The sequence below is a fragment of the Chloroflexus sp. genome, from assembly GCF_056331925.1.
In genome coordinates, this window is record NZ_JBWGQH010000005.1 from 25,115 (window position 1) to 52,062 (window position 26,948).

16 protein-coding genes are annotated in these 26,948 nt (G+C 56.5%); 3 read left to right on the top strand and 13 right to left on the bottom strand.

Features of this window, described 5'->3' with window-relative positions; genetic code table 11:
• Nucleotides 1–13 precede the first annotated feature (13 nt).
• Nucleotides 14–778: an ABC transporter ATP-binding protein gene (locus tag AC01ZF_RS03970; protein ID WP_424675664.1), complete on the top strand. Its 765-nt coding sequence runs from the start codon at nt 14–16 to the stop codon at nt 776–778.
• A gap of 216 nt (nt 779–994) precedes the next feature.
• Here AC01ZF_RS03970 and AC01ZF_RS03975 read toward each other — a convergent pair whose 3' ends face one another.
• The 13 genes from AC01ZF_RS03975 to AC01ZF_RS04035 all read right to left on the bottom strand — a co-directional run bounded on the left by AC01ZF_RS03975 (nt 995) and on the right by AC01ZF_RS04035 (nt 13,942).
• Nucleotides 995–1,240, bottom strand: a complete 246-nt coding sequence (locus AC01ZF_RS03975; RefSeq protein WP_424675665.1) for a hypothetical protein — start codon at nt 1,238–1,240, stop codon at nt 995–997.
• A gap of 14 nt (nt 1,241–1,254) precedes the next feature.
• Entirely contained in the window at nt 1,255–2,412 is a 1,158-nt protein-coding gene (locus AC01ZF_RS03980) for an NAD(P)/FAD-dependent oxidoreductase (protein ID WP_424675666.1), read from the bottom strand.
• Between the two features lie 65 nt (nt 2,413–2,477).
• Nucleotides 2,478–3,935, bottom strand: coding sequence for a replication-associated recombination protein A (locus tag AC01ZF_RS03985; protein WP_424675667.1), 1,458 nt, complete (start codon nt 3,933–3,935; stop codon nt 2,478–2,480).
• A 416-nt stretch (nt 3,936–4,351) separates the two neighbouring features.
• Nucleotides 4,352–6,262 carry a magnesium chelatase ATPase subunit D gene (bchD, locus tag AC01ZF_RS03990; RefSeq protein ID WP_424675668.1) on the bottom strand — a complete coding sequence of 637 codons (1,911 nt, stop codon included), beginning with the start codon at nt 6,260–6,262 and terminating at the stop codon, nt 4,352–4,354.
• 158 nt (nt 6,263–6,420) lie between these two features.
• Nucleotides 6,421–7,533 (bottom strand): magnesium chelatase ATPase subunit I, encoded by a 1,113-nt coding sequence (gene bchI / locus AC01ZF_RS03995; RefSeq protein ID WP_424675669.1) that lies wholly within the window; start codon nt 7,531–7,533, stop codon nt 6,421–6,423.
• A 131-nt stretch (nt 7,534–7,664) separates the two neighbouring features.
• Complete coding sequence (locus tag AC01ZF_RS04000; protein ID WP_287904522.1) at nt 7,665–7,859, bottom strand: hypothetical protein; 195 nt, start codon at nt 7,857–7,859, stop codon at nt 7,665–7,667.
• 5 nt (nt 7,860–7,864) lie between these two features.
• The gene (locus tag AC01ZF_RS04005; protein ID WP_424675670.1) at nt 7,865–8,617 is read right to left on the bottom strand and encodes a DUF169 domain-containing protein; all 753 of its coding nucleotides are present in this window, start codon (nt 8,615–8,617) and stop codon (nt 7,865–7,867) included.
• Nucleotides 8,617–8,778 (bottom strand): hypothetical protein, encoded by a 162-nt coding sequence (locus AC01ZF_RS04010; protein ID WP_424675671.1) that lies wholly within the window; start codon nt 8,776–8,778, stop codon nt 8,617–8,619. Before AC01ZF_RS04010 ends, AC01ZF_RS04005 begins: the two co-directional genes overlap by 1 nt.
• Nucleotides 8,779–8,824: 46 nt before the next feature.
• Nucleotides 8,825–10,060: a chlorophyllide a reductase iron protein subunit X gene (locus AC01ZF_RS04015; protein WP_424675672.1), complete on the bottom strand. Its 1,236-nt coding sequence runs from the start codon at nt 10,058–10,060 to the stop codon at nt 8,825–8,827.
• Between the two features lie 77 nt (nt 10,061–10,137).
• Nucleotides 10,138–11,124, bottom strand: a complete 987-nt coding sequence (gene bchC, locus AC01ZF_RS04020) for a chlorophyll synthesis pathway protein BchC (RefSeq protein WP_015941834.1) — start codon at nt 11,122–11,124, stop codon at nt 10,138–10,140.
• Between the two features lie 83 nt (nt 11,125–11,207).
• Complete coding sequence (bchF, locus tag AC01ZF_RS04025) at nt 11,208–11,696, bottom strand: 2-vinyl bacteriochlorophyllide hydratase (RefSeq protein ID WP_424675673.1); 489 nt, start codon at nt 11,694–11,696, stop codon at nt 11,208–11,210.
• A 38-nt stretch (nt 11,697–11,734) separates the two neighbouring features.
• Nucleotides 11,735–12,520 (bottom strand): class I SAM-dependent methyltransferase, encoded by a 786-nt coding sequence (locus AC01ZF_RS04030; RefSeq protein ID WP_424675674.1) that lies wholly within the window; start codon nt 12,518–12,520, stop codon nt 11,735–11,737.
• 63 nt (nt 12,521–12,583) lie between these two features.
• Nucleotides 12,584–13,942 carry a BCD family MFS transporter gene (locus AC01ZF_RS04035; RefSeq protein ID WP_428131983.1) on the bottom strand — a complete coding sequence of 453 codons (1,359 nt, stop codon included), beginning with the start codon at nt 13,940–13,942 and terminating at the stop codon, nt 12,584–12,586.
• A 747-nt stretch (nt 13,943–14,689) separates the two neighbouring features.
• Between AC01ZF_RS04035 and AC01ZF_RS04040 the strand changes: the two genes are divergently transcribed.
• Both AC01ZF_RS04040 and AC01ZF_RS04045 read left to right on the top strand, forming a co-directional pair.
• Nucleotides 14,690–20,089 (top strand): SdrD B-like domain-containing protein, encoded by a 5,400-nt coding sequence (locus tag AC01ZF_RS04040; protein WP_476575132.1) that lies wholly within the window; start codon nt 14,690–14,692, stop codon nt 20,087–20,089.
• A gap of 12 nt (nt 20,090–20,101) precedes the next feature.
• The coding region (locus tag AC01ZF_RS04045) for an SdrD B-like domain-containing protein (protein WP_476575133.1) at nt 20,102–26,948 on the top strand (6,847 nt) is incomplete at its 3' end.

The following is a 26,948-nucleotide window of genomic DNA, read 5'->3' on the forward strand; positions in this document are numbered from 1 at the left end:
TCACAATACATATATGTCAACGCTCGAACTTCGTGCAATTAGTAAGACCTTCGCATCGCCAACCGGTCCGGTTCAGGTGCTCGACCGGTTGAGTATGCAGGCCGCGGCAGGCGAGTTTGTCGCCGTTATTGGTCCGAGCGGGAGTGGAAAAACGACTCTCTTCAACATCATTGCCGGTCTTGAATCGCCTGATGCCGGTGCAGTGCTGATCGACGGAATTGAGGTGACCGGTCGGCGCGGGCAGGTGGCGTATATGCCGCAACGTGATGCGCTGTTGCCGTGGCTGTCGGTGATCGAGAATGCGGTGTTGGCGACGGTTGTGCAGGGCGGCGATGTCGCGGCGGCCCGCCGCGAGGCGCGTGCGTTGCTGGCCGATTTCGGCTTGCAAGGCTGGGGCGATGCCCGCCCTGCTCTTTTGTCAGGTGGGATGCGTCAGCGCGCCGCTTTTTTACGCACCGTCCTCTGGCATCGCCCGATTATGCTGCTCGACGAACCTTTTGGTGCGCTCGATGCACTTACCCGCGCTCAGTTGCAGCAATGGCTGCTGACGCTCTGGGATCGGTTGGATCGCACCGTCGTGCTCGTTACCCACGACATTGACGAGGCGATCATTCTCGCCGATCGTATCTATGTCCTCACGCCACGCCCGGCGCGGATCGCGTTGGAAGTACGGGTCGATCTACCACGACCGCGCTCGTATGCCCTCGTCACCGACCCAGCATTTGCGCGGCTCAAACGGCAGTTGCAGCAAGTGTTGATGGACGGTGAGCGACGATGAGATGAACATAAGCCGAGGCTGCGATTATGCCGTCACCGGCTAGATGATCCTCTAAATCTTACGCAGGCCACAGAGACAGCATCGTGGTGGTACTGTAATCGCCCCGCCTCCGCCCTTGTGACTGCAAGGACGTGAGCGGGGCGGTTCTTTTGCCCTCCGAACCGGTTGATCTACTCAGCAGAATCCCCACATGAGGCCTTCGTCATCCCCGCTCACCTACTCCTCTGGCGGGAGCGAGGTCGTAATGTCATACACTAATACCTGCACATCGAGACCCTCATTAGTCAGTAGGGAGATGGTAAACTCGTTCGTCGCATTCTTGATCGCCTGTTCGTCAGCAGCAGGGGCATACGCGCGAATGCTCGCCTCCTCGGTTGACACGCGCGTCACTCTTGTCACCGCAGTGGGGCTAGCCGCAGCAATTCGGCGCTGGATTTCGGCGATGGCTTCATCAAGTGTCATGGTTCATCACCTCATTAGATAACATTGAATTCGGATGCGAGTTGACCGCGGCGGAACCGGTCGATCCGCAGCTCGTCGATATTGATAGTGTGTGCCCGTCCATCGATCACCTCTTCGGCGATCAGCAGACCGGTAGCCGGAGCGTGCATAATGCCATGGCCACTAAAGCCGCTGGCATCAATATAGCCTTCAAGGTCGGGGTGTCGACCAAGGATGGGGTTATGATCCGGGGTGATTTCGTATAGCCCGGCCCAACACTGTTGCTCGGCTAACCCTGCCGACTCAAGGATTGGGAAGCGATAGATGCCGGCTTCTATCACTGCTTCTAGCCATTCCCAATCGACGTTCGTGTTGGTACTACTTGGCTCGTTAGGTTTCGAGCGGCCCATCAAAATACTCTGACCTTCGCGTCGCATATAGAAACCGGTGGCAACGTCAATTGTGAGTGGAATCGGTGCATTGATGACCGGGAAGGGGGTGGTCATATAGACGTTACGACGGTATGGTCGCACCGGTAGATCGAGACCGGCCAACGCCGCGACTTCACCGGCCCATGGCCCGGCACAGTTGATCACGATCTCACAGCCAATGGTACCGGCTGGCGTTTCAACTGCCGTGACTCGCCCACTATTGATGTGGAATCCGATGGCCGGTGTACTACGGCGCAGACGCACACCGTGACGTTGTGCTGCGCGCAGATAGCCGAGCGCGATTCCATAGGGATCGCAGTAACCGTCGTCAGGGCCAAATGTTGCGCCAATGAGGTCGTCGATCCGCATCCTTGGGATAAAGCGAGCTGCTTCGTCAGGGGTAAGTACCTCAACCCGCACTCCTAGCTCGCGTTGCATCGCGACATTATGCATATATTGCGCCCATGTCGCCTCGTCGTTAATCAAAAATAAGTAACCGACTTGGTGTAGTTCGGCGTGACCACCCACCTCTTTCTCAAAGTGGCGCAACCGTTCGATACTATAGCGCGACAGTAACACGTTAGTACGTGATGAGAATTGGTGACGCACGCCGGCTGCCGAGCGAGCAGTGCTTCCGCTAATTTCGGTTTCTTCGCGTTCAAGGATGATCACATCGCGCAGACCACGTTCGGCCAGATGAAAGGCAATACTGGCGCCGATCACGCCTGCACCGATAATGACGACGTGTGCTCGGTCAATCATACCTTTGTTCCTTGTCAGGAAACAGCTTATCGTGCGGCACAATAACATCGTGCCGCTGCGAAACCCTAAAAGGTAGTTCGTTTACCACGCCGCCGTGGCGATGTCTCCGCCGGCGGCGCCTGAGGTTCTTCACCGGGCGCTAACTCCTCGGGTGGTGCCGGTGCTGGCGGTTCCGGTTGCGACCGACGTTCCTCGCGCCACGCCAATCGTTCACGGGCGACCGCTTCAAAACCGCGGTTAGTCGGTTCATAGTAGATTCGACCAACCAGATTTGGTGGCAGATGCTCTTGATCCGACCGACCTTCCGGCAAATCGTGCGCATATTCGTAGCCCCGTCCGTAGCCCAATCGTTTCATCAACTCCGTTGGTGCATTACGTAAATGGAGCGGTACCGGCTCGTTGCGGGTTTCGGCTACGTCACGTTGCACCGCATTGTACGCGCGGTAGAGGGCGTTGCTCTTCGGCGCGAGGCAAAGGTAGACCACCGCTTGCGCTAGCGCTAACTCCCCTTCCGGTTGACCGAGAAAATGTACTGCTTGCTGTGCTGCAATCGCCTGCGGTAACGCTTGTGGATCGGCCAATCCCACATCTTCAACCGCAATCCGTACCAGCCGGCGGGCAATATAGAGTGGATCTTCACCGCCATCGAGCATACGACCCAACCAATACAGTGCACCGTCGGGATCGCTGTCACGTATGCTTTTGTGTAACGCCGAGATAGCATCGTAATGCAACTCACCACGTTTATCGTAGCGCACAGCTCGGCTTTGCAAGGCGTCGCGAATATCATCAACCGTGATCAGCCGAGTCTCGCCGATGGCCGGTGGCTTCGAGCGGGCCGCTGCCTCGAGCGCGTTCAGTGCAGTTCGCGCATCACCATTTGACATATTGATAAGATATTTACGCGCATCGCTCGCCAGCATGATCTTCAGATCGCCTAGACCACGCTCACGGTCGCTCAGTGCCCGGTCGATCAATATGCCGATCTCTTCATCGGTCAACGCTTCAAGCGTGAAGATGCGCGCTCGCGAGAGTAAGGCTGCATTCACTTCAAACGAAGGGTTCTCGGTTGTCGCGCCGATCAGAATGATCGTGCCATCCTCTACGTAAGGGAGGATAGCGTCTTGCTGGCTCTTATTGAAGCGATGGATTTCGTCGATAAAGACGACCGTGCGTTGTTGGAACATGCCTAGCCGATCTTTAGCCTCTTGCACGACCCGCCGCAGATCGTTGACCCCAGCACTCACTGCGCTCAACGGCTCGAAGTGGGCATTGGTACTACTTGCGATAATCTGAGCTAGTGTGGTCTTGCCACTCCCCGGCGGCCCCCACAGGATCAGCGAAAAGAGCTGATCGTTGGCAATTGCCCGTCGCAGCAGTTTACCCTCACCGATGATATGCGTCTGCCCGACGAATTCGTCGAGCGTGCGTGGGCGCATCCGTGCCGCGAGTGGCGCTTGTTGCTGCAACGTCTGTTGACGTTGCGCGTCAAATAGAGTTGGGCCTCGTGATTTAGACGGCATATGCAACGGTTTGTTGAGCCGGTTGGTTTACTATTCTTGATTGTAGCACATCTTGGTTGCCAATCTGTTGTCTGATGGTTGTGAGTGCATGCGCTATGACAACCGGCTGTCTCGCAAAAGTTAATACTGCTATATGCTACCCATGTGGGTCATGGCAAAGGGGAATAAAGAACTATTGCCGCTTGTAACTTGTCATCGTATGCTATAGGCATGTGAAGACGGCATGGCCCGCCGGTAGAGAGGCAACTGTAGCGAACCTCAGTGCTACTTGTACATCATCTCTTCAGTGCCCCGTTGCCCCTCTTCCACTCTCCTCCTTCCCTCTACTGGCCGGCCTGCCGGGGACACGAACACCGGCAACGATCATCGTTGCCGGTGTTGTTATGTGTCACAGGTTCTGGTTTGATGACACGGGACTACATCTCTTCGCTAGCAGCAATGACGGCATTCGCAATCTGATCCCCTCGTCCGTTTGGCAGATACACATAGCGCCCACCGAGCCAAGCTGCCAATTGCTGTGCTTCACCCCGTGAAACGAAACTGCGCTGGGTATCAATGACCACAGCACCGACACCGGCAGCGCGCAGCCGACCGGCCAGTTGCTGCACCTCTTGACGAGCTTGTTCAAGCCGGCGGTTTTTGTCCATCGTGGGGTCGGCCTTAAGCGGTACATTGGGTCGCCCATCGGTGATCAGCACAATGGTGGTGCGGAAGATACCACGCGCCCGTGCTTGCTCGCTGATCTGGTATGCCGCCAGGAGTGCCGCTGCGAGTGGGGTGCCGCCACCGGTTGGCAAAACGTCGAGGGCGCGTTTTGCCAGCTCGACGCTTTGTGATGGAGGAAGGAGCAGATCGGCCCGCTCACCACGGAAAGCCAGCAACGCCACCTGATCGCGGTGGACGTAGGCTTGCTGCAAGAGTGCATTGACGGCGCCTTTCGCCTGTCGCATGCGGTGCAAAGCCATTGAACCGCTGGCATCAACCAGAAAACAGAAGAGTGTCCCTGCCTTAGAACGGTATTTCTTGATGTGTAAGTCTTCAGCACGTAGATGAATTCGTCCACGCCGATGCTGATGTTGCGGATGGTCGCTCGCTCGTAGTCGTTGCCATGGTGCGGCGGCACGGAGTGTGGCAATGACATCAAGCCGTCCCTGAGCCGGACTCCCCGGTACCGAACGAATATGGCGACCGCGTTGCCCGGAAATAGTACCACGTGAACCACTCCGCCCACGTCGGCGCACGGTAAACGGCGTTTCGAGGATGTCCGGCGGTACTTCTGTATCCATTGCCGCCAGGATAAGATCCTCGACTGTCAGCTCTTCGTCTGGTGGCGTCGGTGGTTGATCGTCATCATTGTTCTGCTCGTCGTCCTCTTGTTGTTGACTCGGTGGTGGTGGGGCCGGTTCTGGGGTTGGTGGTGGTGGTTGGGATTCTGCCGGTGTCATTTCTGGTAACCGTGTAGCACGCGGCAGCATCACTAACCGCACGGCCAGCTCAAGGTCTTCATTACTCACCTCATCACGTCCGGCCAGTGCGGCGGCTGCCCGGGCTGCCCGCACCGCGAACATATCGGCCCGGTGCCCTTCGATCCCTAATGCTAGTGCGGTCAGACTCAATTGTCGAATCTGATCATCGGTAATGGTGACGTTCGGTAATAATTCACGTGCCGCCAGAATGCCGGCCAACACCAGCGCCTCATCATCTTCGTAATCAAGGGGGGGGTGGAGGTTGCGACGCACAACCTCGGCCCGCGTCGTCACCGGTGCTTTACCGATCGGCGCTACGATCAACCCTAGGCGGTCGAGCAAATGGCGACGGGGAGGACCCTCCGCCGGGTCATATGTGACGAGCAGCACAAAACGGGCCGGTTCCACAACGGATATTCCTTCTCGCTCGACCCGCACTACGCCGCTATCCAACGCACCGAGAATGTGGTTGATCGTGCTATCGTCGAGCAAGTTGACGCTATCAACGTACAACAAGCCGCCGTTGGCCCGTGCCAGCAACCCGCTGCGATGCACCCGTTCGCCGAGGGCCAGCGTCGCCTCAATGTCAATCCCGCCCAAGAGCCGGTCTTCGCTCACGCCGATCGGCATCTCGACCAAATTGCAGGGTAAGGTGGGGTCAAACTCACGTCCTCCGGCCAGCATATGTGCAAAGGCGCGTACCAACGCACTCTTACCGGTACCTGCTCCTGCCCCAATCGCGACACCGGTCAGTAGCGGATCGACTGCCAACAGGAGCAGAGCCTGTCGGGCTGTTTCGAGGCCGACAATTGCCGTGAAGGGAAGTGGCCCTGTCGGTAGTTCTTTCACTCTTTGTACCATAATGTACTCCTGTCAGCGTGATCGTTGTTGTTCGTCACGCTGCCAGATGCGATTCCTCCTACGGTGTAACGTGCCTGGCTATGTGGATTGCAGCAGGATGCCTGCCGCAGTCCATACAGGATGAAAGGATTGCGGCAGGATGCGTATCGCCATCACACTTACGGCACTAACACCTCTTCTACCGCTCGCTCGATTCGGACAGTATCATCTTGGGTCTCCAACGGATCTTTGCGGAGACGGTGACGTAGCGCGAGCACTGCGATGCGGCGGACATCCTGTATCGTCACCTCGTTACGCCCTTCTAATGCAGCCAAAGCAGTAGCGGCACGGGCCAATGTGAGCTCACCACGGTGACCATCAATTTCAAGCTTGACGCATAATTCGGCGATTTTGTAGAGCACCGGATCGGGTAACACGACATCGGGCAAGCGACGTTGCGCCTGCTTAATCTTGCGCTGCAATTTCTGGGTCTCTTTCGACCACTTCTCAGCAAAGGCAAACGGATCGGCGTCGTATTCACGGCGCCGTTTGACGATCTCGACCCGCTCATTCACATCGGTGATCGTCGTGATGCGGGCATGGAGGCCAAAGCGGTCGAGTAATTGTGGTCGCAGATCACCTTCTTCGGGGTTGCCCGATCCTACCAGCACAAAGCGTGCCGGGTGGCGGATACTCACCCCTTCACGTTCCACGACATTCACCCCCGAAGCGGCTACATCAAGCAACACATCAACCAAATGGTCTTCGAGCAAATTCACTTCATCAATGTAAAGAAACCCACGATTGGCGCGTGCCAGCAGGCCCGGAGCAAACGCCTGTACTCCTTGCGTTAGCGCACGCTCAATATCGAGCGTACCACACACCCGATCTTCCGTTGCACCGAGTGGTAAATCAACGACAGGCACCGGAATATTGATCACACTCAGTTTCTTGGATTTACCCTTCTGAGCAGGAATCGCCCGGCACTGATCGCACAGACCGGCTGTCCGATCTGGTGCGCACGAATACGGGCAGCCGGCCACTGCCTTGATCGGCGGTAGCATGGCTGCTAAGGCCCGTACCGATGTCGATTTGGCGGTACCACGGTGGCCCATCACCATCACACCACCGATGGTTGGATTGACCACACAAAGCAACAGCGCTAACTTCAATTCAGCTTGACCAACAATGGCAACAAACGGGTAGGGTGGTATCGGAGCATTCGTCGCGGGCGCTTGCCCATTGCTCGATACTTCTTCGGTGGTGACTACTTGGTCGTGTTCATTGTTCATTGCGCAACACCTTTACAAAATGTATGGGCGGGCACATGCCCGCCCAACCCATCAACCCCGATGTAGGCGGGACAGATAAACGAACCCTCTGCTGTATGCGACGGGTACGCCCTGATCCCGCTGTGGGCCGATTAACGTTGTGACTTGACCACCGATCCCGCCGTCGGTTTCCGCCCGTTACGAGTGCGACGAGCGTAGGCCGTGACATTCGTCCAGATGAACGTGAGACCGAGACCAAGAACGGTTAGGATCAAACAGGCCCAACACAGGATTGCCGGCGTCAACGGACCGATCATTTGGGTGGCTTCTCCGAGTCCGCTAGGCATAGTGTTCACTCCTCTCGCGGCTGTTTAGCTTTTGCGGCATACGATGGCATAATCACTTCACGCATTTTTTGTGGATCAATGCGGAAGTTCTCTATTAATTCTACCACGTAGCGCAAATGTGATCGCGGGATGGAAACGAACATTTCACTCGGATCGAGCCGGTTATGCATCCGTCCGCCGCCATCGCCAATGGCAAAAACTGAATTTTTCGTGTGCCATGGGGCTGCAAAAATCGAGGCGCAAGCACTAGCACCTAACTCACCGACCGGAAATGTCCCGATCCGCACACTAGCAGCGCCGGCGATTTGCATTGCCCGTTGCGGATCAACCACGCATACCATCAGATCGACCGGCACACCGTCAGGTACATCATCGAGCGGTGCCGCTGCCAAGGCTTTAATCATTCCGGCCGGTAACGAATAGCTTTGTCGTTTGTTGCAAGCTGCTGCCTCCGGCGTGTAAAAGCCCTGTGCATCGGTCAGATAGATGCCCTCGGTAATGTACGGCCCCGGATTGGGGTTGAAGCCAAGGTGGTACTGACCGACCCAGCAATCGTGGTGCTCTGCGTCGATATACACTCGGCGTCCCTGTTCGGCTTCACGCACGATGGCACAAGCGACTACATTGGCCGGCTCGTATCCCGGTGGTGGTCCGTCATAACAATAGGTAATTGCAACCGGGCGGCGTTTTACCCGCATCCGCTCGATCAGGAGACGGCTAAGCTCTTTCAGATCAGGGATGATATCGGTTCCGTTCATCACCGCCTCCATAGTGGATGTTGCAAATCAGGGCTTTTGGCGTGCAAGGTTGCTGCCGTTTCGCCCCAGCGCCAAATCCATCCCTCGATCCACCAACGTACACGCAGGATGAGCGGCGCAACTCGATATTCGGTCGGTTTGGTCGCAAGGTGCAGCCGCATTACTTACCTCCATCATCCACCCAACGGTTACAACCAAATCGCTCGGTTAGCGGTAGAATGGGCTAGCCGGTCGGCGTAAATCGACATAACGGAATTGCTCACCCGAACGTTTTAACGCAGCCAGAATGGCAATCTTACTATCGAGATCGTCAGCGCTCCCCATGCAAATGGTGGTGTAGCCATCAACGGTGAGCGTCATTCCTTTCTTGGGATCGTGGTTGGCTTCCGTAACGTACATACCGAGTTCGTTGAGTAAGCGCTTGACCACCATTCGGGTTGGTGCATCCATGTCGGGTTTGTCGCCCACCGCGCGCTCCATCAGACCTAGTGTTATCACCGGTGCCGATTTCCGCTGTGGTTGCCCACCAAACAACTCTTCGGCACTCGCCCCATCGGGTACGATGTCCGGCTCCTCCGCACCAAAGACACTCAAAAACTCTTTGTAGGCGAGAGGCTGCACTTCTTCCATTTTTACTTCCGGTAGCGTGCGGTCAATGATCTGGCGGGCCAAGCGGTCGAAAATCGCGTCAAAGCGAGGTTCTTGCAAAGCGAGTTTACAAGCGTCGGCCAGTTCACGCACGGTGCGGTCGAGGGGAATACTTGCCAACACCGGTAAGTTAATCTTCTCGGCAAAGCGAGCAGCTACGCCACTGCCATCGTCACGATTAACGACCAGGCCGAGGAGTTTCGTCCGTCCACCCATGCTAGCAAAGTACTTAGCCGCACTGGCAATATTGTTCGCTGCGTAAAGGCTTTGGCGGTCGTTGCCACAGAGAATAATGACCTCTTCGGCCAGCGAACGTGAGAGGGGGGTTGCAAAACCACCGCACACGACATCGCCCAGAAAGTCCATGACGACAAAATCGAGCGCCCATTGGCTCAGACCGAACTTTTCGAGCATATCAAAGCCGAACGTGATGCCGCGTCCACCACAACCACGTCCGACTTCAGGACCACCGATCTCACAACCGTAGACGGTTGCTGCTCCGTCCATAATGGTCGTCTTAAAGATGACGTGATGTGGGGCCAATTCATCTTCTCGCCCAGCTTCCTTAAACTCACGCCAGACATCGCCAAGCGTGGGTAAGCTTACTCCTCCGAAGAGAGCATTACAGCTATCGTGCTTCGGATCGCAACCGAGCTGGAGTACCCTATTTCCCAAGAGTGCCAATTTGCTGACCAGATTGGTAGTAAAGAACGACTTTCCCATACCGCCTTTGCCGTAAACGGCTAGCATCCGGGCGGTTGTACTGGTCTGTTTCTGCTTGGGATGCGCAGGCATGTGCTGTTTCTCTTTCTAGGCGTCGTCGCTCCGCTCAGGCAATTGTTCGTTACTTCTCCATTCCATGCGGTGTCATATTACTCAGCCGCCCCGTTTTGAGGCCACGTGACCACCACTTTGAGGCAGGCCGGATCTTCCAGTGCCAGTCGGTACGCAGCTTGGATCCGGTCAAGCGGGACATAATGGGTAAGCAGACCATCCACCTTCAATTCACCATTAGCCAGCAGGTCACGTACCCGCGGGAGGTCACCATCGGGGCCAAACTCCCACTCACGCGCGACCAGAATCTGTGCTTCGCGCATAAAAACCGGTGCGTAGGGAATATTGATATGATCGTAGTAGCCGAGTAATACCACCCGACCATGGTTCGCGAGCAACGGTAATGCTCCCGACAGCGCTCCCATCGAACCGGTCGCCTCGATCAGCACATCCACTTTCGATTCACCAATGGCCTCATCAAGCGACTCGCGGGTCACGTCGATCACCTGATCAGCTTGACTAGCCTGCAACCGTACCGCCACCCGATCGGCGACGGCAACGTGTTGCGCGCCGGCGTATTTTGCCAACCGGGCCGCCAGTTGGCCGACAATCCCCTGCCCCAACACGAGAACACGGTCAGTGCGTCGAATCTGGCCGATGCGCACACCGTGCAAGGCAGTAGCCGCCAGCGCCAGGAGAACACCGGTAGCCGGTTCTATCGTTCCCAGTGGTACCACCCGCTCGTGCTCGGCAGTGATGTATTCGCTCTGCCCACCCCACGCAGCATTCACTCCCCGGAAGCACCGCGCACCGCCGATATACACCCACTGGCCAAGCAACTCTTTCGGTGCTTTGCTGCCTACCTGCACAACCTGCCCCACGGTCTCGTAGCCGGGAACGACCGGGAAGAGCAATTGGGGTTGAGGGAGGCGGCCATCGAGCAGCATGCGTTCGGTACCGGCACTAATCGAGGTAAATGCCGTCTTGATTAACACATCGCCCGATTTTGGCTCATTGACCTGCACCGTCCGAATTTCGATGGTGTTCCGCTTGGGAATAACTACTGCACGCGATTTGATCGGCATACAATCTATTCCGCTTTCTAGTACGCCGGAGCGTAATCTCGCTGAGCGACACGGCCATTAGGTGTGCCGCAACCTCATCGTTGTTACTGCGCCTTTGCTGTTCCTGATGCCTGAGCGCGCAATTGCGCCTCAAGCAGACGTCGCTCTTTGGCCGAGCGGATGCCGCGCCAGAGGAATTGACCGGCATTGAAGAGGTAGGTGACGTAGGCAAAGACCATCACCCACATCACGGTGCGGCTATCGAGGTGGAGCCACACTGCCACGAAGTAGGCGTTATGGGTAATGATGGCGATCAGGTTGCCCAAGTCTTCCCAGAAGAATTCGGGCGCCATGAAGTATTTGCCGTAGATATCGTGTTCCCACAGCATGCCGGTGATGGTCAGTGCCCAAATCAGCGCAATCTTGATCCAGACGCTGATGGTTGCAATCCAGTATCCCTCACCGGTAGCGAGATACCGGATAACCAGGGCAAAGCTGATGATAAAGACGATAAACTGAATAGGGGCCAAGATAAATTGGGCTTTCGTCCATGGTGAGCGATTTCGTCGTTCGAGTTGTTCAGGAGTGTACATTATCTTCCTCCACCTTGACCACGACGACCACGACACTCCTATGCCACACGCCCTACCGTCAGGAGAAACCGATGTTCAACGACCTGTGGCTCGTTGAGGTCTGCCCACCGGTGTTCTGCCCATACCTGCACTCGTTCGATAGCGGCTTGCAGTATCTCATCGCTTAATGCCCACGTTTCGGTGTCGATGCGGGCGGCCATACCGGCCAGCACTTCCGCCGGGCTAATGGAGCGTTGCCAACGGGCTGCTTCAATTGGGTCGCCAACAGATACGCCTAGTTTTGCCAGATGCTGATTAACCGCCGCCCCGGCTCCGGGTGGTCGCGAACCGGGTAAGAGATCCATCACTGCTTGTCGTAGTTGGCTGCGTAACAAGCCAACACATGATGTCGGGTCACGCCAGTCAACCCCTTGAATAATCAGTCCACCCGTTTTAACCACGCGCACCATCTCGGCGAGCGCCGTCCGCCAATCGGACAACAAGTGCAAGACATGCACAGCGAGAACTGCATCGAAAGCCGCTGTCGCAAACGGTAATGCTTGTGCGTCGGCTCGGATCAACCATAACGGCACGTCGGCCTGTTGGGCACGTTCGCGTGCCGTTGTTAGCATCCCGGTTGAAACATCAATCCCGATCACGCGCGTACCGGCTGCCGCTACCGGTAGCGCAATGCGCCCGCTGCCAATCCCGATTTCTAACACCTTCGCCCCGATTCCGGTTTGGGCAACAATCGCTTGACCGATTGCGGTGGCTGCTGCCGGTGGGTGCGCACGCTGGGCGTCGTAGACATCGGCGATCTTGTCAAAAGTAATCTCTAATGCCATGCGTAGTCGATTTTCCAGTGGCGCGGAGCATATCTCCGCGCCAAGCAATACGATTGCAGCTACTTAAGAGGCCGTGTCCATTGCCAATGTCGTTGTAATATCTTGCCGGGTAAGGCCCTTGAACTCCTGTACCGAAATGCCACGCAAGATGCCGATAGCTAGCACCATCAACAAGGCCTCGAAGCCAAAGACGAGGGCGTAGCCGGTGGCGGGCGAGACGAGGCCACTTTCGATCATGACCGTATGCCCTAAGCCGCTCACAACGTTTGCGAAACCGTTACCCAGTCCTTGAGCCATGCCCCACATCCCCATATACAGGCCGGTCTGACCTTCAACCGTCATTTCCATCATCATGGCGAGTGTGCCGACGTTGAAGAAGCCGATACCCAACCCCATAATGAACAGGGCCGGTTGAATAATCTCGCGATGGTAGGTCATGGCCGAAATCATGAGTAACGCCAAACCGCCGGCTACACCGAGGCCACCGAGCGTTGCGATGGTCTTCTTCTGAATCGAGAAGACGCTCGACAAGATACCAATGCCCAGCATGCCGAGGAGCGCACCGGCACCCCACATCTGTTGGAAAGCAGCGGTGTCTTTTTGTGGCATATTGAAGACTTCAGCACCAAACGGCTCAAGAATGGCATCTTGCAGGAAGATACCGAAAATCGCCAGCAATACGAAAAGGAAGAATCCGCGCACTTGTGGGTTGTGTCCCATCAGACTCGTAGCTACCCGCCACGTCCCGAGTGGGCCGGCCTCACCCTTTTCCGGGGCAGCCAGTAACAACTTGCGATGCTCTTCCTTTGAGATTGGCTTCTCAAGACCAATTACGCCTAACAGGACGGTCACTGTAACGATAATCGGGGTAAGGTTGTAGAGGAATTGCATCGATTCAGGTGAGTATTGTGGCATAATCACCCGCGACACGCCTGCCGAGACAATTCCACTGATAATCACCGTCGCCCAGATAAACGCAACCACCGCGCCGCGCTCTTTGGGGGTTGTCACTTCGGCGATAAGAGCGTTCGACGAGCTGCCGTTCATCGCCATCAGCACACCGAACAGGAAGATCAACCCAAATGCCTCAATCGTCGCGAGCAGTGAGCGCTCACCGAGGCCAATGGCAATACTGGGAAGTGCCATAAAAATCAGTGCGGCGCCAATGTTTGAGAGGATAACGTAAGGTGTTCGTCGCAAGCCAAATATCGGGTAACGGTCGGTGAATCGGCCCCAGTAGACTTGGAAGAATGAAATGAAGTGGTGTAGTCCGATCAATGTGGTGACGATCACCGCCATTGCACCGAGGTCAGCAATGGTCACGCGATTGAAATTGAAAGTAAGAAGGGCGAACATCCATCCGGCGCCTACCCGCATAAGCGAGAGGCGAAAGGTCTTGACGGCGAAACGGAGCAGACCCATTGCGCACACCTTTCTAGCTGATTAGGCGAGGCGATTGAACCTGTAGCGCAGAATCTGAACTACTTTTTTCGGACAGTACCTGTTCCTACTTGATCGCAAAAGCAGACAGCGCTTCCTGTAGCTCTATGAGGCATTTGGGATATTCTTTACGCCGTGAGTATAGCATATATTACAGTGGTGTGCAATATTTGCAAAAGTTGTGCATTAGCTTGTCAAACTTGATTTGTTGCATATATGTCAAAATTTTGGCGGGATTAATAATTGATTCGTATTGTGTTTCTCTCTAAATAAGGTGATTATATCGCTGAAGTTTCAATAAATGAGCATGATTCTCAATTGTGTTGTATTTGAAACTATTTGCCTTGCCAGGTCATCTGTGATACGGTTGCGAACTCTTTACGCATCGGAAAAATTTATTGCCTGGTAGGAAGCAAGCGAGACATACGACCCTGTGCAGCCCTGATGTTGTGGTTAGGAAGGTTCTGTTGCGGCGAAACCGCTTCTTTCCGTTGCATCTCTTGCTGTTCCGATGGTAGTTCGGCGGTAAGCAAAGAGGTAGTACTGCTCTTCACACTATGTGTGTAATACGGTCGTTTGTTCGATGTATCCTCACCGATTCGGTTGCTACGATGAGTTCCATCTGGTAATGCTGTGGTTCGCCGGAAGCGTATATTTTACGATAGGCCTTCGGTGTAGCTTCGGCCATACCCGAAGTACTGTGTCTGCTTACTTAAGGAATCTAAGCTTATGTGGACCAACATCGCCGCACTTCGTCGCTCGTTCGTAAGCTTGTTGCTCGTCATCGCTGTCGTTTCTAGCGGTTTACAGCCGACGATTGCCTTTGCGAACGCTACCGTCAGTGTGATGCTCAGCACCGATTTTCCCATTGTTGATAGTGGTCAATGGGCGGTGATTAAAGTTGACTATAGCTGTTCGAGCGTGATCAATACGCCGTGCGAGAATGCAACGGTGACTGCTGTTATTCCGCCTGAGTTGGCCGGTGCCGTCGGTGATGTGCAGGTGCTGGGTACCGGAACAACGACGGCTTACAATCCGGCTACCCGGACTGCAACGTGGACGTTTACTGCCCCTCTCAGTGCCGGTGATAGTGGTCGCCTTGAGCTGCGGGTTCGCTTTCCTGCCGGTTCAACTCCTGATGGTACGACGGCTACTTTGCGTGCCGAGATGCGCTCGACAACGGCACCACCTCGCCTCTCCAATCCGTTGACCATCACGGCGCGTGCCGAACCGCGGGCGGTGGCGACGAAGACGTTTGTGTCCGGCGGTGCGCCTGATGTGCCGACAACCTATCAGGTGCAGGTCTGTATTCCGAATAGTGGTCTGGGGTCGTTGAATCTCACGAATGTTCAAATTGTTGATACGTTACCCGCCGGCGCGACGTTCGTGAGTGCTTCAGATGGCGGTGCCTACAATAGCGGTACGAATACGGTGACATGGCCGGCGACCAGCCTGACTGTGCCGAGCAGTCTCTGCGCTACCCGCACGGTGACGGTGCTCTTCCCCGCGACAACATTTTCCGTTGGTACCGAGGTGCGCAATGTCGTAGATGTGACAGCACAAGCCGGTTCGGTTACCTTAACCTTGACCGATGATGATGTTCGGCGGATTCAACCGCCCACGCCTGGCTTAGGTTCGAGTAAGAGTGGTCCAACGACGGCGCTGATCGGCGATACGGTAACCTACACCCTCAACGCGGTTAATACCGGTACGACAGCTTTGACTGATGTGGTTATTACCGATCCGGTACCGCCCGAATTGCAGGTGACTCGCATCACCGTCGATGGTGGGAATGTTACTGGTATCCGGGTTGCGCTCGAATACACAACGAATCTTAACTCAACCTTTACCCCCGTGCCCGGTAGTCCCTTTACCACAACGAACTGTATCAATATTGCGCCGACGACCGGTGGTGGGTGTAGTACGTTGACGCTTGGCGTCGGCGAGCAGATTACTGCTATCCGCTGGCGCTATCTTGATCCGCTGCCGTTTGGCTTTAGCGCCACCGGTCACGGTTTCAGCGCCGTTGTGACCGCCAGCCCCGTCAATGCGGTGATCGTCAATCAGGCGACGAGTGCATATACGTTTAATGGCTTTACCTCCACGCGCGTGAGTGAGGCACGCACCCGTATCATCGAACCCGGTGCGCGTGCGGTGGTTGGAAAGTCGGTTAATCCGACCATTGCTTATGCCGGCGATACGGTAGAGTACACGCTTACCTTACAAAATATCCAAATCGGTACTTCAGCGGCGGCACTGGCGAATCCGGTGTTAGCCGATCTGTTGGTGCCAAGTTTGAGCTATGTAGCCGGTAGCTGGTCGGTGGTTTCGAGTCCGTCCGGCGCACCCGCTCCGGTGTTTGAGGCAATTGAGAATTACAACGGTACCGGTCGTATGCTCTTGCGTTGGCGGTGGGATAGCTATAGCTTGCCGCCCGGTCAGTCGTTTACGATTCGATTTCAAGCGCGAATCAATCCGGCTACGCTTGCCGGGATGATTACGAATACGGCGTCATTGGCAAGTTTTGCCAATCCGCCCAGCCAAATCTTTATCGATCAGTGTAGTCAACAAGTACCCGATACTTTTGATCTAGATGGCGATGGTATTATCTCCGAGTTGATCTGCTCTTCATCGATTACCAGCTTGAGTTTGGCGGCAGCAGCCACTGCTAGTTCGGCCAAGTGGGTGTTGGGTCAGCTCGATACCGATTGGACGCGCGATCCTGATGTTGGTCAGACTACGCCGGGCGGTATGGCCGACTATAAGTTGATTATCACTAATACCAACTCGGTGGCACTGACCAATCTGGTCTTGATCGATATTTTGCCGTGGGTTGGTGATGTCGGTGTGGTGCGCTTTACCGAATCGCGTGGTAGCCAGTGGCAGCCCTATTTGGCCGGTCCGATCAGTGTGCCCGACGGTGCGACGGTCTACTACAGCACTACTAACAATCCTTGTCGTAATCCGGATTTGGGCCTGACCGATATTGATGGTAATCCAATAGATGCCCCCGGTTGTGTTGATCCGCAGTGGTCGACGGTCCCGCCCGCTGATATTACAACTGTCCGTTCGATCCGCATCGATTTCGGGAATCGGATTCTCTATCCAGGTGATTCGGTTATTTTGACATGGCCGATGCGGGCGCCGGTCGGTGGTACTCCTGACGAGGTGGCGTGGAATACCTTTGGTTACCGTGCCCTTACCATCAATGGTGATCCGCTCCTCGCCGCCGAACCACCGCGTGTTGGGATTAGGCGCGGTGCGGTGTTGCCCCCGTCGTATGGTAATTATGTGTGGCTCGATGCTAATCTGAACGGAGTGCAAGACACCGGTGAAGTCGGCGTGAACGGTGCTCGGATCGATTTCTACCAAGATAACGACGGTATAACCGGGCCGAGTACCGGTGATCGTTGGGTGGGCTTTACTATCTCTGGCCCGGATAATGACGGTAACCCCGGGTTCTATCTCTTCTCTGACCCACTCGATATTCCGCCCGGCGATTACTACATCCGCGTGACTCCACCGGCCGGCTATGGCTTTACCACGCCGAATGTGGGTGCCAACGATACGGTCGATTCGGATATTGAGCCGGCAACCCGCTATAGCGCTGTGACCGAGTTGGTTGCAGGCGAGAACGATGATACGTGGGACGTCGGTTTGGTGATGGTGACGGCGGTTGGCAATTATGTCTGGATTGACCGCAATGGTAATGGGATTCAGGATGAACCTCCCAGCGAGGGCGTCAATGGTATGACCGTGCGGCTCTATCGCTCGGATAATACGCTGGTGGCCACCACTGTCACCACCGACGATTTCCTGGGCAATCCCGGTTACTACATCTTTAGCGATCTCAGTGCTGGCGACTACTACATCGAATTTGGCTTGCCTGCTGGCTTTACCTTCACCACGGCCGATACCGGCAGCAACGACGAGGTTGATTCAGACGCCAATACGACGACCGGCCGCACGACCGTCTTTACGCTGGCAGCCAATCAACTCGACCGTAGCCGCGACGCCGGTCTGATTGCGTCGTCCGGCATGCTCCGGTTGGGCAATCGGGTCTGGTACGACCGCGATAACGATGGCCGCTACGAGCCGGCCAATAGCGAGATCGGCATTAATGGCGTGTCGTTAAGCCTGTTCCGCGATTTCAACAACAATGGCCAGCCTGATCCCGGCGAGCATGTTGGCAATTCGGTGACGATGACGGTTGGCGGTGAAGCCGGCTATTACCAGTTCACCAATTTGGCCGCCGGTAACTACATTGTGGTGGTTGATGACAGCAACTTTGCTCCCGGTGGCGCGTTGTTCGGCATGCGCACCAGCAGCGGCAATGATCCGACGCCTGATCCCGATAACGATGTTGACCACGACGACAACGGCGATCTGATCGGCGGCATGGTGCGCTCGTTGCCGATTACCCTCGCGGCGGGCAGCGAGCCGGTAAACGACGGCGATGATGCTAACGGCAACCAGACCCTCGATTTCGGCTTTATCCGTGGCGCTGCGCTTGGTGATCGGGTTTGGTTCGATACCAACAATAACGGCATCCAAGATGCCGCCGAACCCGGCGTGCCCGGCGTGACGGTTGAGCTGCTCGATGGCAGCGGCAATTCGATTGATAGCGACCCGGCGACTCCCGGTGTGCAACCAACCATTACCGTGACCGATGGCGCCGGCCGTTATGGCTTCACCGATCTGGACGCTGGTACCTACCGGGTGCGCTTTAGCGATCTGCCGATCGGCTATAGCTTCACCACGCCCGATCAGGGGTCGAACGATGCCCTCGATAGCGATGCTGATGCAACCGGTCTTACGACGTTGATTACGCTGGCCGCCAATCAGACCGACCTGCGCTGGGATGCTGGTTTGGTGGCGGCGCTGGCGAGCCTTGGCGATCGGGTCTGGAACGATCTCAATTACAACGGCATCCAAGATGCCGGTGAGCCGGGGGTGAACGGGGTAGAGGTGAGCCTCTACCGGCCCGGCTACGATGGCCTCGCCGGCACGGCCGACGATGAGTTGGTGGCGACGACGACGACCAACAGCAGTGGCAACTATAGCTTCACCAATCTACCCCCCGGTCGCTACTTTGTCCAGTTTGGCCCGCCGCCGGCTGGGTACGCGGTCACAGCGACCGATCAGGGGACGAACGACGCTGCCGATAGCGATGCTGACCTTACCACCCGCCGCACTGCGTTAATCGATCTTGCTCCAGGCGAGAACGATCTCGACTGGGATATGGGTCTGTTTGTCTTTGCCGCCATTGGTGATCGGGTCTGGAGTGATACGAACAACAACGGGATTCAAGATGCCGGCGAGCCGGGGGTGAGTGGTGTGCAAGTGCGCCTCTACCGGCCCGGCAGCAGTGTGCCGGTGGCGATGACCACCACTAATGGCAGTGGTGTCTATACCTTCACCAATCTCGTTCCCGATGATTACTACGTTGAGTTTAGCTTACCCAGTGGCTACCGTGCTAGTCCGCGTGACCAAGGCGATGATACGCTCGACAGCGATGCCGATCCGGTGACGCACCAGACCATAATGACGACGCTCGTACCCGGTGAGAATGATCCAACATGGGACTTCGGTATTGTGCCAACCGCCAGCATCGGCAATCGGGTCTGGCTCGATCTCAATGCCAACGGTATCCAGGATGCCAACGAGACGGCCGGTGTGCCCGGTGTGCAGGTCGTGCTTTACGACGGCTCAGGTAATGTACTCAACACCACTGTCACCGACGTTGATGGCCTCTATCACTTTGACAATCTGTTGGCCGGTAATTACTATCTACGCTTCGTCGTGCCTGCCAGTTTTGTGGTGAGCCCGCAGGATCAGGGTACGAACGATAATGCGGACTCGGATGTCAATCCAACGACCTTCTTGACCGTGCCGACCACCCTGAGCGCCGGCGAGAACGATCTGCGCTGGGACCTTGGTCTCTACCAGTTGGCCAGCATTGGCGACCGGGTGTGGCACGACCTCAATGGCAATGGCCGTCAAGATGGTGGCGAACCGGGTGTGGCAAATGTGTCAGTAGAACTCTATCGGCCCGGTACCGATGATGTGGCCGGTACAGGTGATGATGTGTTGGTTGGTAGTACGACCACCGATAGCAACGGTTTCTAACGCTTTGACAATTTGACTCCTGGTCGCTACTTTGTTCAGTTTGGTGCTACTCCCGGCTATAGCCTGCTGAGTCCGCCTGATGCAGCCATTGCTACTAACGAGACCGACAGCGATGTCGATGCCAACCGTCGCACACCGATTGTTGAACTGGTGTCGAGCGCAGTTGATCTCAGTCTCGATATGGGTGTGCTCAACCCGGCCAGCCTCGGCAACTATGTCTGGTTCGACGCCGATGTGGATGGGATTCAGGATGCGACCGAGAGCGGTGTGCAGGGGGTGCGGGTGCGCCTCTACCGGCCCGGCAGCGCCACGCCGGTGATGACCACAACGACTGATATCAACGGCCTGTATCTGTTCAACAATCTGTTGCCGGGAGAGTACTACGTCGTCTTTGATAACCTGCCGGCCAATCGTTCATTCACCCGCGCTGATCAGGGCAACGACGATGCGCTCGATAGCGATGCCAACCCGCTCGATGGACGCACCGGCGTTATCCGACTGGTATCGGGTGACAATAATCAAACTGTCGATGCCGGTATCTTCGAGACGATCACGGTCGGCGATCGGGTATGGATCGATCTCGATGCTGATGGTATCCAGGATGCGACCGAAACGACCGGTGTTCCCGGCGTGCGGGTCGAGTTGCTACGTAACAGCGATAATACCGTCGTTGATGTCACCTACACCGATCTCAACGGTTTCTATCAGTTCACCAATCTCTTCCCGGATACCTATCGGATTCGCTTCAGTGAGATTCCGATCGGTTATATTCGTAGCCTCCAAGATCGTGGTGGGGACGATGCGCTCGATAGCGATGCCAACGACAATTTTGAGACGGCGCCCTTCACGCCAGTATCTGGGGATAATCCGCAGTACGATCTTGGTCTCTACCAGTTGGCGCGCATCGGCAACTTCGTCTGGGAAGACCGCAACGGCAACGGCCGCCAAGATGCCGGCGAGCCGGGGATTCCAAATGTCACCGTGACATTAACCGGCACGACTGGTGCTGGCGATGCCGTGACAATGACGACTCAAACCGACTCAAACGGATTCTACTCGTTTGATGGCCTTACGCCGGGGAGTTATACCATTACGGTAACAGCACCGCTCGGCTATCTCTTCACCACTGCCGATCAGGGTGATGATATCGGCGATTCCGATGCGAACATTGCCGGTGCTATGCCGACAACGACTCTTGAATCGGCTGAGGAGGACTTAACATGGGATGCTGGTCTCTACCGCCCAGCTACGATTGGTGATCGGGTCTGGCGCGATACGAACGGCAACGGTGTGCAAGACGCCGGTGAAGCAGGGATTGATGGTGTCGTCGTGGCACTAAATGGAACAACCGGTGTGGGTGTGGTGGTTAACCAGATCACTACCACTGCCGGCGGCGGCCTCTACAGTTTCACCAATCTCGCGCCGGGTACGTACCAGATCACCGTCACGGCGCCGAGTGGTGAGGTCTTTACCTACCGCGATATTCTGGCGAGTGAGGTGGCCGGAGCGAACGATACCAACGATAGCGATGCTGACGCCAGCGGCATGATGATCGCCACCACGCTTGAGTCGGGTGAGAATGATCTGACGTGGGATGCCGGTCTGGTCATTCCAGCCAGCTTAGGTGATTTGGTCTGGGAAGACCTCAATGGCAACGGTGTGCAAGAGACAGGCGAACCCGGCTTCAACAATGTAACCGTCGCGCTGATTGGGGCCGGACGCGACCGCACCTTTGGCACCGCTGATGATACGGCGGCGACGACTACCACCAATGGCAGCGGTAGCTATAGCTTTACCAACCTGCAACCCGGTCTCTACCGCGTCCGCTTTACCCGTCCGAACGGCTACGGCTTTACGGTAGGTGACGCGGCGGCAGCCACCGATACGACCGACTCGGACGTACCCGGTGGGGTGAGCGCAACAGCCACCACGATCACGGTTGATCTGGAGTCGGGCGAGAATGATCCAACGTGGGACGCCGGTCTCTACCAATTGCTCTCATTGGGCAATCGGGTGTGGGACGATGTCAATAACAATGGCCTGCTTGATACCGGTGAGGATGGCATTGACGGCGTGACCGTGCGTCTCTACCGTGATCTCAACGGTGATGGAGATGTCAGCGACTCCGGTGAGACCATACCCGTGGCAACCACGACTACCGGCAACGGCGGCTACTACCTGTTCAGCGGCTTAGTGCAGGGCGACTATGTGGTTGAGGTGGTCTTGCCGAGCGGCTATGTATCGAGCACCGGCACGAATGGCAGCGCTAGCGGCCCCTTCGAGCCGGCGCCCAATGCCAATACCAACAATACCGACAGTGATGACAACGGTACGCAGAGTGGCAGCGTTGTGCGTAGTACCGTTGTGCAGTTGCGTCCCAACAGCGAGCCGACTGATGAGAGTGATCCGCTCCCCGCTGCGATGAGCGATCCGGCGCGCAACGAGAACAGTAATCTTACCGTTGACTTCGGTCTTTTCCGCCCGGCTAGCCTCGGCAATCTGGTCTGGTTCGACCGCGACGCCAACGGCGTGCAGGACGGTGGTGACGAGACGGGAGTGAGTGGGGTGCAGGTCCAGCTCTTCCGTGACGATGACGGCACACCCGGCCAAAGTGCCGGCGATAGCCCGATTGCCAGTACCAACACCGATGCTTCCGGTGTGTATGGGTTTGGTTATCTGATCCCGGCGAATAACTACTATCTGGTCTTCGATCTGCCAACTGGCTATGTGCGCAGTCTGCGCGATCAGGGCGGTAATGATGCAACCGATAGCGATCCCGACCGGACGAGCGGTGCAACTGCGTTAATCACGTTGGTGGCCGGCCAGAATGACCAGACGTGGGACGCCGGCCTCTACCAATTGGTCAACCTCGGCAACCGGGTCTGGAACGATGTGAATAACAACGGCATGCTCGATGTCGGCGAAAGCGGCATTGACGGCGTGACCGTCAACCTCTACTACGACGCGGATCGCAGCGGCACGATCGATCCGGCTGAAAATACGCCGGTGGCAACGACCACTACCAGCGGCGGCGGGTTCTATGCCTTTGCCAACCTTGATCCGGGCAACTATCTGGTCGAGATCCCGGCCAGCAACTTTGCCGCCGGCGGGGTGCTAGGGCCGAGCGGCGCTATACCGGCCTTCCGCTCCAGCACCGGCACTAATGGCAGCGCTAATGGCCCCTACGAAGGTATGGCGACGCCCGATCCCGATAATAATGTCGATAACGACGATAACGGTACTACTGACGGGAGCGGCAACGTGCGCGCAGTCCTGATTACCCTGCGCTCGCAAGATGAGCCAACCAACGACGGCGATGGCAATAACGGTAACTTGACGGTTGACTTCGGCTTCTTCCGTCCGCTGGCGCTGGGCAACTTCGTCTGGCACGACTACAACAACAACCGCGCAGTAGATGCGGGCGAACCCGGTATCAATAATGTGACAGTGCAGCTCTACCGTGATGTCAACAGCAACGGCGTCTACGATAGCGGTACTGACACACTGGTGGCAGAGACCACCACTACCGGCGGCGGTCTCTACCGCTTCGACAACCTTGCCCCCGATGACTACCTCGTCGTCATTCCGGCCAGTAACTTTGGTCCATACGACGCTCCTCTCCGCTTCTTCCGTAGCAGCGATGGTGGCAATGCCAACGACAGCGCCGACACGACCGATCCTGATAACGATAACGATAATGACGACAACGGTATCGGGCCAAATGTGGGAGTGATGACGAACAGTTCAGGGCCGGTCGTGAGCAGGGCAGTCACCCTGAGCGTTGACGACGAACCAACCGCTGAAGATGGTGACAGCAACACCAATCTGACGGTTGACTTCGGTTTCTACAGCTTGACTGTCGGTAATCGGGTGTGGCTTGATGCCAACAACAATGGTGTGGTAGATGGGGCTGAGACTGGTCTAGATGGTATTCAGGTGCAGTTGCTCTATGATGCCGACGGTAATGGCACGATCAACGGTTTGGAGACGACGGCAATAATAACCATTTCTACCAGCAATAGCGGACGCTACTTCTTCGGTGGCTTGCGTGATGGCGGTCAGTATGCCGTTCAAGTCGCCTCTAACGCATCACTGGTGTCGAGCACTGGCATTAACGGTATGGCAAGTGGTCCGTATGAACCGGGTCTTGATCCCGATACTGACCTGACCGATAACAACGATAACGGTACCCAAACCGGCAATAGCGAACGTAGCCCAGTCTTTGCGGTGCGGGTTGGTTTGCTGCCGATCAATGAGCCTGATACCACATTACCGACCGGCATGACCAATCCGGCCATCGATGCCAACAGCAATCTGACAATTGACTTTGGTCTGTTTGACGATGCACGGCTAGGTGATCGGATTTGGCTAGACGTGAATGGTAATGGGATTCAGGATACCGGCGAAACCACAAATATTGCCGGAATTACCATCACCATCTACGATGCCACGACCAACCAGCCGCTCGACAGCGATCCGGTAACGCCGGGCATCCAGTCGATTACGCGCACCTCGACGACGGCGGTGACGAGCTACCTCTTCGACCGCCTGATCGCCGGTTCGTACTATCTGGTCTTTAGCGACATTCCAGCGCAGTACGCCATTAGCCCGCTTGATCAGGGCGCTGATAATGCAGTCGACTCGGATGTCGATCCGGCAACCTTGCGCACTACGACGATCACACTCGGTACGAGCAATAACAACGACCTGACGTGGGATCTCGGTCTCTACCCGCGGTTGACACTCGGTAATCTGGTCTGGTACGACACCAACGATAACGGAGTAGTTGATAGTGGTGAGAGTGGTATTGCCAACGTCCGGGTTGAACTCTATCGTGACGGTGATGGCAATAGCCAGCCTGATGCCAGCGAGTTCGTCACCTTCACGACCACCGATGTCAACGGCAATTACCTCTTCACCGGTCTTGAGCAGGGTGATTACATCGTCGTGGTTCCGGCGAGTAATTTTGTGTCGGGTCAGCCGCTCTACCGCCATCGCTCAAGCACCGGTAGCAACGGTGCCGCAAGCGGCCCGTATGAGCCGGCGCCTGATCCCGACAATAACGCGGATAACGATGACAACGGTACCGATCAGACCGGCGGTGATGTGGTCAGTGGTGTGATCACGCTTAACCCGTCGTTCGAGCCGGCCACCGATGGCGACGACAGCAACGGCAACCTGACTCTCGACTTCGGCTTCTTCGAGCCGTTGACGCTCGGTAATCTGGTTTGGAACGATGTAAACAACAATGGTCAGTTCGAGACCGGTGAACCCGGCATCGACGGCGTGCACGTCGAGTTGTACCTCGATAGCAACGGCAACGGTCAGGTTGATGCAGGTGAGTTTGTCGCCTCTACTACCACGGCAGGCGGCGGTCTCTACACCTTCAGTGATCTGATTGAAGGCAACTACATCGTGCGTATTCCGGCCGGCCAGTTCGCGACGGGCCAACCGTTGGCCGACTTCGTCTCGAGCACCGGCACGAACGGCAGCGCTAATGGCCTCTACGAAGGTATGGCGACGCCAGACCCCGATAACAACCTTGATAACGACGACAACGGTACGACCGGCGCCGGCGGCAACGTCGATAGCCTGCCGATCACGCTAAGCCGTGGTAACGAGCCAACCAATGATGGTGATGGCAACAACGGCAACCTGACGGTTGACTTTGGCTTCTTCCGCCATGCTCGCCTCGGTGATCGCGTCTGGCACGATCTGAATGCTAACGGCATCCAAGATGGTGGAGAGGTTGGGATTAACAACGTTATCGTCAAACTGTTCAGCGTCGGTGCTGATGGAAATATCGGTGGTGGTGATGATGTGTCGGTGGCGACTACGACCACTGACTCTAGCGGGATCTACGGCTTCAGCTACTTGATCCCCGGCAACTACTATGTCCGCTTTGACCTGCCCTCCGGCTACACCGATGTCAGCCCGCAAGATCAGGGCAGCGACAACACGATCGACAGCGACGCCGATCCGGTTACCCGCCAGACGGTGGTGATCGCGCTGGCTGCCGGCGATAACGACCCGACATGGGATATGGGTGTCTTTAACCGGGCCAGCGTCGGCAACTTCGTCTGGGAAGATCGCAACGGCAACGGTGTGCAAGACACCGGCGAGGCGGGGATCGGCGGTGTGACCGTCACCCTCTACCGTGCTGATGGTTCAGTGGTCGGAACTGCTACAACTGCCGCTGATGGTTCGTACAGCTTCACCGGCCTTGTGCCCGACGAATACTACCTTATCTTCAGCAACCTGCCGAGCGGCTACGTCTTCACCGCCGCCGATCAGGGCACTGACGATGCGGTGGACTCGGATGCTAATCCAACCACCGATCGCACTGCAAACTTCACGCTCACGAGTGGTCAGACCGACACTACGTGGGATGCAGGCGCGTATCGGCCGGCCAGCATTGGTAACTATGTCTGGGAAGACACGAACGGCAACGGCATCCAAGATATCGGTGAGCCGGGAGTAGCGAACGTGAGGGTCACGCTGAGCGGGATGACCGGCGCGGGGGTGGCGGTCAACCGCAGCACCACCACTAATGGTAGTGGCTTCTATCGGTTCGACAACCTTGCTCCGGGGACATACACCGTGACAGTGGATCGACCGAGCGGGTACGAGTTTACCCCGGCCAATCAGGGTACCGACGATGCGGTCGACTCGGATGTGACCAATTCGGCTACCGGTTCTATGAGCGCCACAGTGCTGGTGTCGGGTGAGGAAGACCTGACGTGGGACGCCGGTCTGTATCGGCCGGCCAGCGTCGGCAATCTGGTCTGGGAAGACACGAACGGCAACGGCGTGCACGATACCGGCGAGCTAGGGATTGATGGCGTGACCGTGACATTGA

Excerpts from the sequence above, each read along its gene's own strand:
- AC01ZF_RS03970 (WP_424675664.1), top strand. The coding sequence starts at position 14 with ATGTCAACGCTCGAACTTCGTGCAATTAGTAAGACCTTCGCATCGCCA.
- AC01ZF_RS03975 (WP_424675665.1), bottom strand. The coding sequence starts at position 1,240 with ATGACACTTGATGAAGCCATCGCCGAAATCCAGCGCCGAATTGCTGCG.
- AC01ZF_RS03980 (WP_424675666.1), bottom strand. The coding sequence starts at position 2,412 with ATGATTGACCGAGCACACGTCGTCATTATCGGTGCAGGCGTGATCGGC.
- AC01ZF_RS03985 (WP_424675667.1), bottom strand. The coding sequence starts at position 3,935 with ATGCCGTCTAAATCACGAGGCCCAACTCTATTTGACGCGCAACGTCAA.
- bchD (WP_424675668.1), bottom strand. The coding sequence starts at position 6,262 with ATGGTACAAAGAGTGAAAGAACTACCGACAGGGCCACTTCCCTTCACG.
- bchI (WP_424675669.1), bottom strand. The coding sequence starts at position 7,533 with ATGAACAATGAACACGACCAAGTAGTCACCACCGAAGAAGTATCGAGC.
- AC01ZF_RS04000 (WP_287904522.1), bottom strand. The coding sequence starts at position 7,859 with ATGCCTAGCGGACTCGGAGAAGCCACCCAAATGATCGGTCCGTTGACG.
- AC01ZF_RS04005 (WP_424675670.1), bottom strand. The coding sequence starts at position 8,617 with ATGAACGGAACCGATATCATCCCTGATCTGAAAGAGCTTAGCCGTCTC.
- AC01ZF_RS04010 (WP_424675671.1), bottom strand. The coding sequence starts at position 8,778 with ATGCGGCTGCACCTTGCGACCAAACCGACCGAATATCGAGTTGCGCCG.
- AC01ZF_RS04015 (WP_424675672.1), bottom strand. The coding sequence starts at position 10,060 with ATGCCTGCGCATCCCAAGCAGAAACAGACCAGTACAACCGCCCGGATG.
- bchC (WP_015941834.1), bottom strand. The coding sequence starts at position 11,124 with ATGCCGATCAAATCGCGTGCAGTAGTTATTCCCAAGCGGAACACCATC.
- bchF (WP_424675673.1), bottom strand. The coding sequence starts at position 11,696 with ATGTACACTCCTGAACAACTCGAACGACGAAATCGCTCACCATGGACG.
- AC01ZF_RS04030 (WP_424675674.1), bottom strand. The coding sequence starts at position 12,520 with ATGGCATTAGAGATTACTTTTGACAAGATCGCCGATGTCTACGACGCC.
- AC01ZF_RS04035 (WP_428131983.1), bottom strand. The coding sequence starts at position 13,942 with ATGGGTCTGCTCCGTTTCGCCGTCAAGACCTTTCGCCTCTCGCTTATG.
- AC01ZF_RS04040 (WP_476575132.1), top strand. The coding sequence starts at position 14,690 with ATGTGGACCAACATCGCCGCACTTCGTCGCTCGTTCGTAAGCTTGTTG.